This window comes from Mucilaginibacter xinganensis, from assembly GCF_002257585.1.
Taxonomy (GTDB): Bacteria; Bacteroidota; Bacteroidia; order Sphingobacteriales; family Sphingobacteriaceae; genus Mucilaginibacter; species Mucilaginibacter xinganensis.
The window spans coordinates 4,055,457-4,072,027 of the sequence record NZ_CP022743.1; the positions used below are offsets into that span (position 1 = coordinate 4,055,457).

Annotated in this window: 13 protein-coding genes and 1 riboswitch; of the genes, 10 read left to right on the top strand and 3 right to left on the bottom strand. The window is 42.9% G+C overall.

Features of this window, described 5'->3' with window-relative positions; translation table 11 throughout:
- Positions 1-275: 275 nt before the first annotated feature.
- The 4 genes from MuYL_RS17805 (at position 276) to dctA (ending at position 4,387) form a co-directional block, all read left to right on the top strand.
- Positions 276-1,064, top strand: coding sequence for a hypothetical protein (locus tag MuYL_RS17805; RefSeq protein WP_094571841.1), 789 nt, complete (start codon positions 276-278; stop codon positions 1,062-1,064).
- 81 nt (positions 1,065-1,145) lie between these two features.
- The gene (locus MuYL_RS17810; RefSeq protein WP_157740950.1) at positions 1,146-1,922 is read left to right on the top strand and encodes a hypothetical protein; all 777 of its coding nucleotides are present in this window, start codon (positions 1,146-1,148) and stop codon (positions 1,920-1,922) included.
- 318 nt (positions 1,923-2,240) lie between these two features.
- A complete protein-coding gene (locus tag MuYL_RS17815; RefSeq protein WP_094571843.1) occupies positions 2,241-3,023 on the top strand; it encodes a hypothetical protein in 783 nt (260 codons plus the stop codon).
- A 113-nt stretch (positions 3,024-3,136) separates the two neighbouring features.
- Positions 3,137-4,387, top strand: coding sequence for a C4-dicarboxylate transporter DctA (gene dctA / locus MuYL_RS17820; protein WP_094571844.1), 1,251 nt, complete (start codon positions 3,137-3,139; stop codon positions 4,385-4,387).
- Between the two features lie 145 nt (positions 4,388-4,532).
- Here the strand turns inward: dctA and MuYL_RS17825 are convergent, their stop codons facing one another.
- On the bottom strand, positions 4,533-5,537 hold the full coding sequence (locus MuYL_RS17825; RefSeq protein WP_094571845.1) for a hypothetical protein: 1,005 nt from the start codon (positions 5,535-5,537) through the stop codon (positions 4,533-4,535).
- A gap of 189 nt (positions 5,538-5,726) precedes the next feature.
- Between MuYL_RS17825 and sucD the strand changes: the two genes are divergently transcribed.
- The 5 genes from sucD (at position 5,727) to MuYL_RS17850 (ending at position 11,585) form a co-directional block, all read left to right on the top strand.
- Positions 5,727-6,605 carry a succinate--CoA ligase subunit alpha gene (sucD, locus tag MuYL_RS17830; protein WP_094571846.1) on the top strand — a complete coding sequence of 293 codons (879 nt, stop codon included), beginning with the start codon at positions 5,727-5,729 and terminating at the stop codon, positions 6,603-6,605.
- Between the two features lie 320 nt (positions 6,606-6,925).
- On the top strand, positions 6,926-7,291 hold the full coding sequence (locus MuYL_RS17835; protein ID WP_094571847.1) for a methionine-R-sulfoxide reductase: 366 nt from the start codon (positions 6,926-6,928) through the stop codon (positions 7,289-7,291).
- A 442-nt stretch (positions 7,292-7,733) separates the two neighbouring features.
- Complete coding sequence (locus tag MuYL_RS17840) at positions 7,734-8,705, top strand: ribonucleoside-diphosphate reductase small subunit (RefSeq protein WP_094571848.1); 972 nt, start codon at positions 7,734-7,736, stop codon at positions 8,703-8,705.
- Between the two features lie 130 nt (positions 8,706-8,835).
- On the top strand, positions 8,836-11,208 hold the full coding sequence (locus tag MuYL_RS17845; RefSeq protein WP_094571849.1) for a ribonucleoside-diphosphate reductase subunit alpha: 2,373 nt from the start codon (positions 8,836-8,838) through the stop codon (positions 11,206-11,208).
- Between the two features lie 164 nt (positions 11,209-11,372).
- Complete coding sequence (locus MuYL_RS17850) at positions 11,373-11,585, top strand: cysteine-rich CWC family protein (RefSeq protein WP_094571850.1); 213 nt, start codon at positions 11,373-11,375, stop codon at positions 11,583-11,585.
- Between the two features lie 2 nt (positions 11,586-11,587).
- Here MuYL_RS17850 and MuYL_RS17855 read toward each other — a convergent pair whose 3' ends face one another.
- Both MuYL_RS17855 and metE read right to left on the bottom strand, forming a co-directional pair.
- On the bottom strand, positions 11,588-11,974 hold the full coding sequence (locus MuYL_RS17855; protein ID WP_094573014.1) for an acyl-CoA thioesterase: 387 nt from the start codon (positions 11,972-11,974) through the stop codon (positions 11,588-11,590).
- A gap of 51 nt (positions 11,975-12,025) precedes the next feature.
- The gene (gene metE / locus MuYL_RS17860) at positions 12,026-14,332 is read right to left on the bottom strand and encodes a 5-methyltetrahydropteroyltriglutamate--homocysteine S-methyltransferase (RefSeq protein WP_094573015.1); all 2,307 of its coding nucleotides are present in this window, start codon (positions 14,330-14,332) and stop codon (positions 12,026-12,028) included.
- A gap of 162 nt (positions 14,333-14,494) precedes the next feature.
- Positions 14,495-14,695, bottom strand: a riboswitch (cobalamin riboswitch).
- A 1,118-nt stretch (positions 14,696-15,813) separates the two neighbouring features.
- Here metE and fabG point away from each other — a divergent pair.
- Entirely contained in the window at positions 15,814-16,557 is a 744-nt protein-coding gene (gene fabG / locus MuYL_RS17870; RefSeq protein WP_094571852.1) for a 3-oxoacyl-[acyl-carrier-protein] reductase, read from the top strand.
- Positions 16,558-16,571: the final 14 nt, after the last annotated feature.

Below are 16,571 nucleotides of genomic sequence, written 5' to 3' on the forward strand. Positions count from 1 at the left end.
GTATGAGGCTACGAAATTAATAAAATTAGTTGTAAGGGTGGTTACAAGTTGTAATTGTTATGCCGGGTGCCGTTATTCCAGTTATTTTAACAGCCGGAAGGTTACAGCGGTTAAGCAGTTTTAATTTCAGCCGCAACCATTGTAAGCGCTAATTGCTTTATCCTGGGGCTTTTAAATTTGAGAAGTGGGCTATCTTTTTTTCAAATCTTAATAAATCAATTCGTTAATTCATTACATTTAAACCGGTACTTGTTGCCAGCCCGGACCCAAACAAAATGAAACTGAACCTTATTAAATTATGGACGTTATTATCGATGATCCTGGTGTTTTATTTTTATTCTGCCTGTAAAAACACCGTGATCAAACCGGCAGCGGCTACTCCCGAGACCGACGCGATAGGTGCCGCAATTGCTTCAAATATGGTTCAATCACTATCAGGCATGTACGGCGGGGCCAGCATCAGGGATGGTATTGGTAAATCAGCGTTCATTGCTGCCGCCTCCCCCCAAATTAAACTACAAAGTATATTACAGTGCGGCTTTTTTATTGATACCAGCTTAAACGTTAATTTTAACCAGGGCGACTCAATTAAAACGCATACAACAGGCAGCGTGAATTATTTTTTTAATTGTGACAGCACAGCGGAAAAACCAACAGGGTACAATCTTTCAGATTCATTAACATCAGCAGGTAAAGGCCACGGGTACGACTTTAATTTCCTGGTTTCTCAGCATTACAGCGTAAGTACTTCAAAAGAAGGAAACTCTGGCTATACCTTGAACGGTGCATTAAAATCATGGGTCGATTTTGATTATAACCTTAAACCCGATAAATCATCCGCAGTGCATAATATTTTCCATTTCACCAACATGAAAATACAAGTTGCCGGTAACTTTGAAATAGTAAGCGGTGAAGCCACCTTTGAATCGAAAGGGGTTACTGCAGGCGGAGCATGGAATTTCAGCGGATACATCCGGTTCATCGGCAATAATAAAGCTAAATTAACTTTGTTAAATAAGGTATATCTCATCAACCTGTTCACCGGCTCCCTAACAAAAGTCTAAGGCACGTTGTTGCATCACTGTCGTTTAATGGTATGCTTATTGCGTTGGTTACTGTACTAATCAAAACCAAACAATAATACTATGAAATTAAACTTACGCAGCACACTTCCGTTATTAATGGGCGTGGCATTTTTTTACTCAGCTTGTAAAAAAGTAGATAATAGTACACCCGCTTCAAGCAAAAATACTGACGAAGCAAGCCTTGCAATAGCAAAAAACCTTGTTCAGTCGCTAAACGGTTCCCTTGGTGGCGCAGCTTTAAAAGATGGCATCAAAATATCTCCGAACCTGATGTCAACCTCAAAAATTAAATTACAGAGTACAGATGTACAATGCGGCTTTTACAGAGATAGCAGCTTAAATTTAGATTATCGCCAGGGTGATACGGTAAGGTCACATACTACCGGTAATATCAACTACTTTTTTGTATGTAATGAAGGTAAAACAATAGGCTACGACCTTTTGGATTCAATTTCTACTGTAGGAAAAGGCCCCGGTTACACATTTGCCTATGCCCTTGCGCAAAATTATCATGTACGTGGCTTAAACAGCAACAACTCAAACTTCTCATTAAACGGCACACTTAAATCTTACGCTGATAACGAATACACTGTTTATGTAAACAGCTCGGCATCAGTTCACAACATCTACACATTCAGTGATCTGTATGTACATGCTGATGACAATTTTGACATCACAAGCGGCACAGCTACTTTTCAATCAATTGGCAAAACACATAGTGGTGCATGGGATTACAGCGGCTCTATCGTTTTCTTAGGCAATCATAAAGCTAAATTAACTTTCTTGAGCAAAGTATATTGGGTTGATTTGACCACCGGAGCGGTAACACCGGCTTAATTTACCCGGCTAAAAAACTCAAAAAGCTCCTTTCGGATAACCGGAAGGAGCTTTTTCACTGAATAGCCGCAGCAATAACGTGATATAAAGTTGGGGAACGGGGAATAAAAACCGGAAATTAATTCCACAATCAATACGTCGCAAGTGCCCCCTTTTTCTCAAGCCATTTATTTTGATCAAAAAAAAAATATTTATTTACCAACACGAAAACACTGCACAATTTAAATTATCTTTAAGCGTAACAAAAGTATTAACAGCTACGTACAACATTTAATAATTAATCACCAAAACTATTATCTCGTAAACTAAACTATTATCATGAAATTTAAAGTAATACTTTCAATTATATTGCTTGCAGGCGTAGCTACTTTTTACACAGCCTGTAAAAAATCAGGTACTGACGCTTCCGGCCCGGCGCTTTCAGCCAGCGAGGTGAGCAGCCAGGTGGCGCTTGATCTTTCGCAAAATTTATTTGGTGATTACACCGGGATAAACTTTGGAGGGGGCCTTAATGCACCTTCAGGCTTTGCTACCAAAAAACACATCAACAGCCGTGTAATGCAAAGCTTAAATAACCCTTTTTGCGGTTTGGTAATTGATACCACTTTAAATGAAACTGTTACAGCAGGTGCTGACAGCTCCATTTCAGTTGCAGGCCATATTAAATTCAGCTTTAACTGTACCGGCGATAACTTAACCGGTTTCTCGACAGATGACAACCTGACCATTAAGGTATCAACACCTCAAATTGGCTTATCAGCAACGATCCTGGAAAACATTACACTGGCATCATTAGATCCGAAAGTTGACACCGCTAATTTTTCACTGAGCGGTTCGCTGAGCGAAACAGGTGCTTATGTCTTTAAAACAGGCACAAAAAGAGCAGGAACCCGAAGCTTTAGTTATGTGCTCAGTAACCTGGTTATTGATTCAAACGGCGATATTATCAGCGGCACTGCATCCTTTACTACAAAAGGCTCCGGCCCTAAAGGCAGCTGGGCCTACGCCGGAACTATCACATTCCTGCCTGGCCATAAGGTAACCATAACCATAAGCGGTAAAACCTATAACGTTAACCTGCAAACAGGTGTTGTAGGCTAAAAACAATATTTTAAAGAAAAAGGAAAGCTCTCTTCAGCATTTGAAGGGAGCTTTTTCTATTTAAAAAATACCAGCTACTTATTGTAAATGGTAAATCGTATAATTGTTATTAAATGAAGAAAGTCCTACTCAACCTAAATTTCCAGGTAATTACCGGTATTTTACTGGGCGTTATTGTGGGCCTGTATTTTAAATCATTCGGGCCAACCGCGCAAATTATCAGCAAGATGTTCATCAGCTTAATAACCATGCTGATAGCACCCATTATATTTTTCACCATTGTGCTGGGCATTGCCGGCATGAGCGATATGAAAAAAGTGGGCCGGGTTGGCGGCAAGGCGCTGTTATATTTTGAAATAGTAAGCACTTTCGCATTAATTATAGGGGTTATAGTAGCCAACATTGTAAAACCGGGCGAAGGTTTTGTAAGCCATATTGCCACCGATAAATCAAAACTGGAAGTTTACCAAAAAGCCGCCGCCGAGATGCATTGGGGCGATTTTATAGCCCATATTATCCCGGGTAACGTGTTTGAAGCTTTTTCAAAAGGGGACATTCTGCAGATCCTGTTCTTTGCCATATTGTTTGGCTTTGGATTAAGCCGCATGGGGAAAACAGGGCAGCCGGTGATCGACCTTTTCGACAAGCTATCAAAGGTTTTTTTTAACATTATGCACATGGTAATGCGGGTGGCTCCAATTGGCGCGTTTGGCGGCATGGCCTATACCATCAGTACTTACGGTATTAAAACTTTGCAGCCGCTGGCCCTGCTGATGGGTTCGGTTTATGTTACTATGTTCCTGTTTATTTTTGTGGTATTAAACATCATTTGCAGGCTGTATAAATTCAGCCTTTGGCAGTACCTTAAATTTATAAGGGAGGAAATCCTTATTGTGCTGGGCACCTCATCGTCTGAGTCGGCCTTGCCGCTGATGATGGAAAAAATGGAAAAGTTTGGCTGCTCCAAATCGGTTGTGGGGCTGGTAATTCCAACCGGCTATTCGTTTAACCTCGATGGTACCACCATCTATTTGTCAATGGCTACTATATTTTTGGCACAGGTATTCCGGATCCCGATCACCTGGGAACAGGAAGCAGCGCTCATCGGCATACTAATGATCACCTCAAAAGGCGCGGCAGCCGTTACCGGCGGGGGCTTCATCGTATTGACATCAACGCTGGCCGCTATAAAGATCATCCCTGTAGAGGGTGTCGCCATATTATTGGGGGTAGACAGGTTTATGTCAGAAGCCCGGGCCATCACCAATATGATTGGCAATGGCATTGCAACTATTGTAATTGCGAAGAGCGAGGGGGAGTTTAGCCCAGCAGAGCATGTTGCCGCATTAAAGGCGGATGGGTAAAAAGTATATTTTGTCATTATGAGCGAGAGCGAAGAATCTTCTGCGTGCGATTTAATGCGGATAAACTTGGCTGCGACTTATCTATCGTATAAGATTCTTCACTATGTTCATCCTGACAAAAAGTTTTTTTTATCAGGATGAATATTTACAGGTTACAAGGTGTTTTTAATTTCTTTGTGAAATCCGGGTTAAGCGGCTCATTGGTTTGCGCTAATCGCTGGGCACCTACGTTTGCCGGGCAGGCAATGCCGTTGGGTGCGTCATACACCAGGTCGGGCTTGCTGCTGATCAGTTCCTGCGGTACATAGATCTGTACGGTTGTTCGCTGGTAGCCATGCGGGTAAAAACGAATGTAATACCCGTCCGGGTGCAGCGACCAGATGCCCGACGGAACCTCAGGATCCGGTTGCGGTGCCAAACCTGCAATCACCGCATATTTCTCCATTTCTTCGTACGATGAATTGCCCGAAGCGGCCAGTCGCCTGATATTATTTTCGGCCTCAAAAATACTTTGAACAGCAGGTGGCAGCTGATCTTTTGCTTTATCCATTACACTTGCCGGCAATACGCCAAGGGCGCCGCCTTCCAGCATCAGCAATTCCTGCGGCGATAAGAGCCTGGTGGCAGTCAGTTTAATATCGTTACCAAAATCAGCAAACTTTGTGCGCGCAATAATGGCCCATAACAGAATCTGGATACTGTGCTGATTTACTTCAGGATGGGTTTCACCATGTTTTAAGATCAAAATAACAACATCGCGTTTGGGCCCCAGTACGGGTGCAAGCATATAACCATCTCCGCTGCTTGGCCCCCTTGTGCCGGCATGCAAACAGTAACTTTTGTTGGTCATTTCATAAAATCCGGCACAAAGCTTAAAACCACCGGCGGGTGTTTTAGGTAACAGGTACAGCGGCTGTGCCTCCTGCCCTTCCATAAATGTAGGCGGTTTTGAACCGGTTTTATCTACATCTTTAAAACTGGTGGTTATGGCCTGGGGTTGCTTTAAAATCTTATTTAATCCGCCTCCCGATGCCATATCGCTGCCTTTTTCCAGCAGTTTTTTCCCAAGGCCGCCCAACTGCGCATAGGCGCCTATATTGAATAATAAAAAGGCGGTAAGCAATGCAATGATTCTGTTGATATTTTTCATAGGTATAAGGTATGTAGTGCAGCGCTAAAATAATAAAATGATGTAAATACTATGACAACTGTTCAAAACTTTGGTTTTGCCGGGTTTCCGTCACTTTAATCTTCATGTAAAAAAGTTCCTGTTTAGATAATTACAGGGTTTGACATTCGCGCAAAAACTTTAGCTTTGCGCTACAAATAAAAAAATCCAATGAGTGTACTCGTAAATAAAGATTCAAAAGTAATAGTTCAGGGTTTTACAGGTAAAGAAGGCAGTTTCCACGCTTCGCAAATGATTGAGTACGGAACGCAGGTTGTTGGTGGTGTAACCCCGGGCAAAGGCGGTCAGCAACACCTTGACAGGCCGGTGTTTAACACCGTAGCTGATGCTGTTGCAGAAACAGGAGCCAACGTATCTATCATATTTGTGCCGCCTGCATTTGCAGCCGATTCAATTATGGAAGCGGCTGAAGCCGGCATTAAAGTTATTGTTTGTATCACCGAAGGTATCCCAACAAAGGATATGATTATGGTGAAAGAATATATTAAAGACCGCGATACCCGCCTTATTGGCCCTAACTGTCCCGGTATTATCACCGCTGATGAAGCAAAAATTGGCATCATGCCCGGCTTTATTTTCAAAAAAGGCCATGTTGGTGTGGTTTCAAAATCAGGTACCTTAACTTACGAAGCGGTTGACCAGGTTGTGAAAGCAGGTTTAGGCATCACTACAGCTATAGGCATTGGTGGCGACCCCATCATTGGCACAACCACCAAAGAAGCGGTTGAGCTGTTAATGAATGACCCTGAAACCCACGGCATTATTATGATAGGCGAGATTGGCGGTGGCATGGAAGCTGAAGCAGCGCTATGGATCAAAGCAAATGGCACTAAACCTGTGGTAGGCTTTATTGCAGGCCAAACAGCGCCTCCGGGCCGCAGAATGGGTCATGCCGGTGCAATTGTTGGCGGTGCCGATGATACCGCAGCAGCAAAAATGAAAATTATGCGCGAGTGCGGTATCCGCGTGGTGGAATCACCAGCTGAAATTGGAGCGGCATTGGCACAAGAATTAGCGAAGAAAGCTTAAAAAGAGCGGTTAAAGCTAAATGGCGAAAGCATAAAGGTTTTAGCTGCAAGTATGTTATAAGATCCCGGTCAGTTTGGCCGGGATTTTTTTTGTGGGATCTCAACCCTTTTTTATTGTTGTCTGGCCATAAATTTATCACCTGTCAGCCCCATGTCAATTCCTCCCGCCAAACCAATTAAGCCGGCAATTTGTCGTATATTTATATAAGAAGCCGGGAAAGTCCGGGAGTCAGTAAAGGCCGAAAGAAAGATGTGTTAAGATCAAAGTCATCAAATTCCGCAATCACTAATTCATTAAATCGCTAATTCACCAATAACACAATGGAATACAATAAATTAACGCCCGAAGAAGAATATATCATATTACATAAAGGAACTGAACGCCCGTTTACCGGCGCATTGTTAGACAATAAAGCACAAGGCTTATACGTATGCAAAAGGTGCGATACGCCGCTATATACTTCCGAATCAAAGTTCGAATCGCACTGCGGCTGGCCAAGTTTTGATAATGAGATCCCCGGTGCTGTAAAACGCGTTCCGGACGCCGACGGACGCCGGGTTGAAATTGTATGTGCCAATTGCGGTGCACACCTTGGCCATGTTTTCGAAGGGGAATACTTAACCCCAAAAAACGTTCGTCATTGCGTAAATTCGGTATCGATGAAATTTGTTCCGAACGCCCATTGAGCCTTTCCGGAAAAGTTTTTTAACGCCGCCGAAAATAGTTTTTAACACCCGGTTTTAACAGGTTTTATGCACCCAAAAAGGCGCATTGTTAATGTAAGGATATGTTTTGTGTATAACTTATAGGTGATGTTAAAAACTTAGATTATCACCGTTAAAACGCTTAACCTATATTTGATAATAAGTTATTCAACACTGTCTGTTATTACCGGAATTTCTAAGCGGTAATAAAAAAAGGAAACCATGTTCAGGCATGGTTGACGAACAAATGTTAAAGTAGTTTTGGCAGCGATTAGTGAGGTTGAGATACAAGTAGTTAGGGTGGGTAAATATCATTACCCACAAAACAGCAAACTAACGCTATGGTATTGTTGTCTGCCAGCGGGTCGTCAATGAAAAACTTAAAAGGGATAATAAAACAAGCTGAAATAAAACAAAGAAGTGCATGGAACAGGAAACAGAATTATTACTAAAAGAGAACAAGGACCGCTTTGTTATTCTCCCTATTAAGTATCCCGCAATTTGGGAAATGTATAAAAAATGCGAGGCCAGCTTTTGGACCGCAGAGGAGATAGATCTTAGTGACGATATGAAGCACTGGGAGAACATGAATGACGGTGAACGTTTTTTTGTTTCGCACGTACTGGCATTCTTTGCCGCAAGTGATGGTATAGTGAATGAGAACCTTGCTGTGAATTTTATGAGCGAGGTACAACTGCCTGAGGCGCGCTGTTTTTATGGTTTCCAGATCATGATGGAAAATATCCACTCTGAAACTTATGCGTTGCTGATAGACACTTATATTAAGGATCCTTCTGAAAAAGACCGCTTATTTCATGCCATTGACACCATCCCATGTGTAGGTAAAAAAGCTGAATGGGCTTTGCGCTGGATCAACAACGGAACATTTGCCGAGCGCCTGGTAGCTTTTGCAGCGGTTGAAGGCATTTTCTTCTCCGGGAGCTTCTGTTCTATCTTCTGGCTTAAGAAACGCGGTTTAATGCCGGGCTTAACCTTTAGCAACGAGCTGATTTCGAGAGATGAAGGTATGCATTGCGAGTTTGCCTGCCTGTTGTACAAAATGCTGGATAACAAACTATCAAAAGAAGCAGCTACGGCCATTATTACCGATGCTGTTGAAATAGAAAAAGAGTTTATCACCGAGGCACTGCCGGTTAACCTGATTGGTATGAATGCTAAAATGATGAGCCAATATATTGAATTTGTAGCCGACAGGTGGCTGGGCGAACTGGGATACGATAAAGTTTACGGTGCATCAAACCCGTTTGATTTTATGGAGATGATCTCGTTGCAGGGAAAAACAAATTTCTTTGAAAAAAGAGTGGGCGACTACCAAAAAAGCGGTGTGTTAAATTCACAGGAAAGCAAAGCGTTCTCATTAGACGAGGATTTTTAGTCAAAATGATTAGCGGATATGGGGGTTGTTTTTATAACCCGCTCTATCCCTAAACAAAACAAGTCAGTGATCAATAAATAATAATTAACAATAATTTCCGCCACAGGGGCGGAGAATCAGGAGGCCCAGAATGTTCGTAATTAAAAGAGACGGAAAAAAAGAAACGGTAAAATTTGACAAAATTACAGCGCGTATTGAGAAGCTGTGTTATGGATTTCAATTGGTTGACCCGATTGATGTAGCTAAAAAAGTTATCGAAGGTCTTTTTGATGGTGTAACCACCTCTGAGCTGGATAACCTGGCTGCAGAAACCGCCGCTTCGTTAACTACCAAGCATCCTGATTATGCTTTGCTGGCTTCGCGTATCGCGGTATCAAACCTGCACAAAAATACCATCAAATCGTTTTCAGAAACCATGCGTTTGCTGCATACCTATGTAGATCCTAAAACAGGGAAAGACGCATCATTACTGGCTGATGATGTTTGGGAAGTAATTGAAAAAAATGCTGAGCTTTTAGACAGCAGCATTATCTATGACCGTGATTTTGGATTTGACTACTTCGGTTTTAAAACCCTTGAAAAATCATACCTTTTAAAGATAGACGGTAAAATAGCCGAGCGCCCGCAGCACCTGTTTATGCGTGTTTCAGTGGGGATCCACAAAGAGGACGTGGAAAGTGCGATCAAAACATATCACCTGATGAGCGAGCGCTGGTTTACACACGCAACCCCTACGCTGTTTAATGCCGGTACACCAAAGCCTCAAATGTCATCATGCTTTTTGTTAACCATGAAAGACGACAGCATAGATGGTATTTACGATACATTAAAACAAACTGCAAAGATCTCACAAAGCGCCGGTGGTATAGGTTTAAGCATCCACAATGTAAGGGCCACAGGCTCCTACATCAGCGGCACCAACGGTACCAGCAACGGTATTATCCCAATGTTGCGCGTGTTTAATGACACCGCCCGTTATGTTGACCAGGGCGGCGGCAAACGCAAAGGTGCATTTGCCATTTACCTTGAGCCATGGCATGCGGACATATTTGAATTCCTTGACCTGCGCAAAAACCATGGTAAAGAAGAAATGCGTGCCCGCGACCTCTTTTATGCCCTTTGGGTATCTGACTTGTTTATGCAGCGAGTTGAAGCAAATGAAGAGTGGAGCTTATTCTGCCCGCACGAAGCACCAGGACTGGCAGATTGCTGGGGAAAAGAATTTGAGGCCCTTTACACTAAATACGAAAAAGAAGGCCGTGCCCGCAAGGTGGTAAAAGCACAGGAACTTTGGTTTGCGGTGTTAGACGCCCAGGTAGAAACTGGTACCCCGTACCTGTTATACAAGGACGCTGCAAACGGTAAATCAAACCAGCAAAACCTTGGTACCATAAAGAGTTCAAACTTATGTACCGAAATTATTGAATATACATCTCCGGACGAAATAGCGGTTTGTAACCTTGCTTCGTTAGCATTACCCCGCTTTGTAAGAGATGGCATGTTTGATCACGATAAGTTATATGAAGTAACCTACCAGGCTACGTTAAACCTTAATAAGATTATTGACGGTAACTACTACCCGGTTAAAGAAGCTGAATATTCAAACTTACGCCACCGCCCTATTGGCCTGGGTGTACAGGGTTTAGCAGACGCATTTATTATGCTGCGCTTGCCATTTGAAAGCGAAGGTGCTAAAAAACTGAACAAAGAGATCTTTGAAACTATCTACTTTGCTGCCATGACGGCCTCAAAAGACCTGGCAATTAAAGATGGCCCTTACGAAACGTTTAAAGGCTCACCTCTGTCAAAAGGCAAGTTCCAGTTTGACCTTTGGGATGTAAAACCTGAAAGCGGCCGCTGGGATTGGGAAAACCTTCGTTTGGATGTAATGAACCATGGTGTACGCAATTCGTTATTGGTTGCGCCGATGCCTACTGCTTCAACATCACAGATCCTGGGTAACAACGAGTGCTTTGAACCATATACTTCAAACATTTACACCCGCCGTGTATTAAGCGGAGAATTTGTTATCGTAAACAAACACCTACTGCGCGACCTGGTAAACCTTGGTTTATGGACCGGTGCGATGAAAGATAAGATCATCACTGCAAACGGATCTATCCAGGACATTGCCGAGATCCCGGCTGAGGTTAAAGAACTGTACAAAACAGTTTGGGAAATAAAGATGCGTACCATTATTGATATGGCTGCCGACCGTGGCGCTTATATCTGCCAGTCGCAATCGTTAAACCTGTTCATTAACTCGCCAAATGCATCCAAACTTACTTCAATGCACTTTTACGCATGGAAGAAAGGCCTTAAAACAGGTATGTATTACCTGCGTACACAGGCAGCATCACAAGCGGTTAAATTTACAGTTGAAAACCAGGGCGGCAAAAACATGGACGCTGTTATACCAGATGTAGTTGCTGATGTAACTAACGACGTACCTGCAGGCCCTTCATGCTCTATGGAAGAAGGCTGTGTTACCTGCTCTGCATAAATAAAAATTAGTCCATAGCCCATGGATGATAGACCATAGTTAAATTCGGGAGAGCAATCTTTGAATTTAGCTATGGTCTTTTTACTTAATAGTGATACTATAATCTGTAAATTTGAAGCCTGATAATACCATCGTCCATGGTCCATCGACTATGATCTAAAAACATGATTAAACACGAGATCATCCCATGCGAACGTTGCGGAACCGGCATAGAATGTAAGGCAAACGCTTACACCAAATGCCAGTGCAGCGCGGTACAGCTTAATTTAAACGAGGTGCAATATATCGCCGAAAACTATGAAGGCTGTATGTGTGCAAAGTGTTTGCTGGAGTTAAAGGAAGAATACCGGATGATGATTACCGACATTAATATTTAAAATCAGTCAATTACCTTTACCGGCTTTTTATCCTTGCCTATAGCCACAAAAGTAAAGGTGCCGGTTATGGCTTTCTCCCGCTCAAAAGAGTACATTTCTTCCACATAAATTTCTACCAATACCTTTAAGCTGGTGTTCCCAACGTGCTGTATTTTGCCTACCAGTTCAATTATGGTACCTGCGGGAATGGCGCGGTTAAAGTCTATCCTGTCGGATGATACGGTTACCATGGTTTTGCGGGTAAAGCGTGTAGCAGTAATAAATGCTACCTCATCCATCAGGTGCATGGCCGTGCCGCCAAACAGGGTATCATAATGATTGGTGGTATTGGGGAATACCGCTTTAAAAATTCTTGTTTCGGCTGATTTAGTTCTTTGTTCCAGGTCCATCATAATTATATTAAAGCCGTTCAGCATTACCCGAACGGCTTTGTGTAAATGTTAGTTAACAGTTTGTTTGCTGAATATTTCGCGGGCCGCCTTTGCCGCCTCCACCATATTTACCAGCGCGGCCTGTGTTTCGGGCCATTTGCGGGTTTTTAAACCGCAATCAGGGTTTACCCAAATATTCTCAACGGGCAATAAAGCAGCGGCTTTTTCAAGCAGGCTCACCATCTCGGCAACAGCGGGAATGCGCGGCGAATGGATGTCATAAACGCCGGGACCTATTTCTGCCGGATATTTAAAATCTGAAAACGCTTCCAGCAATTCCATTTGCGAACGCGAGGTTTCAATGGTGATTACATCCGCGTCCATCAGGGCAATGTGTTCAATAATGTCGTTAAAGTCACTATAGCACATGTGTGTGTGGATCTGTGTTTCATCCCGGACGCCGCTTGCCGAGATCCGGAAAGCGTTTACAGCCCAATCCAGGTAAGCGGCATGGTCTGCTTTGCGCAGCGGGAGGCCTTCGCGGATAGCAGGCTCATCAATCTGGATAACTTTTATACCGGCTTTTTCCAGCGCAACCACTTCGTCGCGGATAGCCAGCGCTATTTGGTTAGCCGTAACGTACCGCGGCTGATCGTCCCGCACAAACGACCATTGCAGGATAGTTACCGGGCCGGTCAGCATACCTTTCATCAATTTGTGCGTGTTGGCCTGTGCAAAGCTGCTCCAGCGCACCGTTATATCCTTCGGCCTGCTGACATCGCCGTAAATAACCGGCGGCTTTACACAGCGGCTGCCGTAACTTTGCACCCAGCCGTTTTTTGTAAATAGAAAGCCATCCAGCTGTTCGCCAAAATATTCAACCATATCATTGCGTTCAAACTCGCCGTGCACCAAAACATCTATCCCGATCTCCTCCTGCCAGCGGATGGCATCAATAGTAGCTTTTTCAATTTCTGCGTCATACTGCGCTGTGCTCAGTTCACCTTTTTTTAACCTCGCCCTTAACTGGCGGATCTCGTCAGTTTGCGGGAAAGAGCCTATGGTAGTAGTGGGGAACAGCGGCAACCTGAAATTACCCTGTTGTATTTTCTGCCGTAAGGTAAACCGGCTCGCTCGTTCAGCATCCGCCACTGTAATAGCAGCCGTTCTGTTCTTTATTTCCTGCTTGTGGATCAGTTTAGATATATTACGGGTAGAGACAGCCTCAATATTGGCTTTCAGCAGTTCATTGTCGCCGTCAATAATCTTGCTTAATTCATTTACCTCGTTTAATTTTTGTTTGGCAAAGGCCATCCATTTTTTTATTTCGGGGTTGATGCCAGTCTCCAGGTCAAGGTCGAATGGGGTATGCAGCAGGGAGCAGGCCGGCGCTATCATCAGCCGCTCGTTACCAACAACGGCAATTGCTTTTTTAATGTGCGCCAGTGAGCGGATGTAATCATTTTTCCAGATGTTACGCCCGTCAACCACACCCAGCGACAAGCTTAATGTTTCGGGGATAATGGTGAGTACTGCGTCCAGTTGCTTCGGCGCTCTTACCAGGTCAATGTGCAGGGCGCTTACCGGTAAATTAACAGCAAGCCCGGTATTTTTTCCAAGCCCTTCAAAATAGGTAGTAAGCAGGGTCTTAATTTCGGGGCACTGTTTCTTCAGCTCCGTATAAGCATAAACAAATGCATCTTTTTCTTTCTGTGAAAGGTCAAGTGCCAGGAAAGGCTCGTCCAGCTGTACCCAAATAGCGCCATGAGCCTTTAATCGTTTCAACACCTCTGCGTAAACGGGAACTATCTTTTTGATAAGATCTATCTTATCAAAACCGCCTTCTTTCTCCTTACCCAATAACAAGTACGACACCGGGCCAATTAAAACCGGTTTTGGAATAATGCCGGTTACCTGTTTAGCCAGGTTAAACTCATCAAATACTTTTTCAGAAAAAAGCCTGAACTGCTGATTTGCCGTAAATTCAGGCACAATGTAATGGTAATTGGTGTCAAACCATTTGGTCATTTCCATGGCGGTAATGTCCAGTCCGTCTTTTTGATAGCCCCGCGCCATTGCAAAGTAAAGGTCGATCTCTTTATTCTTTACATTTTGGGTTAAAACAGCATTGTACCGTTGCGGGATAACGCCAAGCATCAGCGAGGTGTCAAGCACCTGGTCGTAAAAGCTGAAATCGTTACAGGGTACCAGGTCAATACCTGCATCCTGCTGCAATTTCCAGTTTTGTTGGCGGATTGTTTTGGCAACGGCGAATAATTCGTCGCGGGTTGTTTTGCCGGCCCAGTATTGTTCACTGGCCTTTTTAAGTTCACGATGGGCACCCATACGCGGGTACCCGGGATTGTTTTTGAGCATACGCATAAAACTTTTTTGGTTAAACATTAATTTGACTTAATGCTCCTTACGGTTTTCGGTATGCTTTCGGAGGAATTGTAATAAAAGACAAAAGCAAGCAACAGGAATACAAATACCCGTAAAAATGCTTTATACTCTGACTACTGCTTCAAAACGCGAAAGCATTGTCTTAAACAGGGGGCAAGTATCCTGGCTTGTAACATTGTTGCCGTCCTTCTCGCCCCGTTTTGGCAGGGCAATGGACATTGGTAAAGGCAACAACCTTTTGTGTTACTTACAGTTGCGCGACAGCCCGTGATTTACACACGGTTCCTTTTTCATCCCGGATTAAAAATCGGGGAACCTCACTGTTGAAATAAAGTAAAGAACTTGGGCAAATATAGGGAATAGAGTCGGGAAAGTCCGGAAGTCCGAAAAGTTGGGAAGAAAAAAAGTTATAACGCCAGTATGAGTGCTAATACTGGAAAATTAAACTCAGAGCCTTAAAGAAGTAATATCATCGCAAACCTTCCAACCACCTGGTATTCTCGTAAACCAAAACTCTCTTTGCCACCCAGTTCCGCATTCGTCGTGATTTTCTATCCACTCTCTAAATACCAGTATCTTCGTATTCGGGTTATATTGCGGATAGGAAATAACCATATATCAGCAGTCTTATTTTTATGCTAGTTTTTTAGTATAGTAAAGTTAATTGACTTATCACGGTTTTGTAACCGATGCAGATTGTCGCACCTATTGTATTACCTATATTTATTTAATCACTTCGCTATCATTGATGGGAATATCATACTCAATCCTTTAAATAGAAGAAAAAATATAGCTATAAAAAGCAAAAGCCGATTCGTCCGTTTTGTTTTTAATTGGAAAGCTATGAAGAAAGACAATATAGCCCCCAAGATAGTAGTGAATGTTACCCCTGATATGAAGTAGCGTAATTTGTCAGAAGTTAATGTAAACGACTGTATAAATTGGAATAATATCTCCATAATAAAGCAAATAGCGGTTCCAATAAATACTAATTCCACAATACTTAAATTCGGGAGTTTTCTCAAAGTTTCCTTTTGTGAAAGAATTAAAATAGTAAGAGTAAAAGCAGTAAAAGCTAATCCATAAATCTTGATTGGTGTGTATGGAACATATTCCGGCACGTCAAATGGAGATAAAAATAATGCCCACCATAACAAGAGTACCCATAAAAATAATATCACGCCATATTTTGTGATTATAATTATAACAGGTTTCATTTATCCGAAGGTAGCATTTGTGTCTTAAAATCCCAAACACTAAATAATATTACAAGGAGCTATTTCAGGTCCTTGCGATCACTCCTAAATGGGACTCTGTGTCGAGACTTAAGCATACCGGAGAAATTAAACGTCCATACAAACCCGAAACTTTTTTATCTTCCCTACTTTCCGGACTTTTCCGACTTTCGGACTAAATAAGTATCTTCGCCCCTCGTAAATCATTTTCTAAACTTCATGAAATTATTAGAAGGAAAAACCGCACTTATCACGGGAGCATCAAAAGGGATAGGGCGTAAAATTGCAGAAAAGTTTGCAGCGCATGGCGCTAATGTAGCTTTCACTTATTTATCATCTGTTGAAAAAGGACAAGCCCTTGAACAGGAACTGCAAAGCTTTGGCACACAGGTAAAAGGCTATCGCTCTGACGCATCAAAATTTGATGAGGCCGAAAAACTGATCAATGATATTATCGCCGATTTCGGCACCCTGCATATAGTGGTTAATAACGCCGGCATAACCAAAGACGGTTTGCTGATGCGCATGACGGAAGCCCAATGGGATGAGGTAATGGATGTTAACTTAAAATCAATATTTAACGTTACCAAGGCTGCATCAAAAATCATGATGAAAAACCGCAACGGTGTATTCATTAACATGAGTTCTGTTGTAGGTGTACAGGGTAATGCAGGCCAGGCTAACTACGCGGCTTCAAAAGCTGGCATCATCGGCTTTTCAAAATCAATAGCCAAGGAATTAGGCTCACGCAACATCCGTACCAACGTGGTAGCCCCAGGCTTTATAAAAACCGAAATGACCGAAGTGCTGGATCCTAAAGTTGTTGAAGGCTGGGCGCAGGCTATTCCACTTAAACGCGGCGGCGAAACAGAAGATGTGGCCAATTGCTGCGTTTTCCTGGCATCAGACATGGCTTCATACATCACCGGGCAGGTAATTCCTGTTGATGGTGGAATGTTGTAGGGATTTCGGAATTT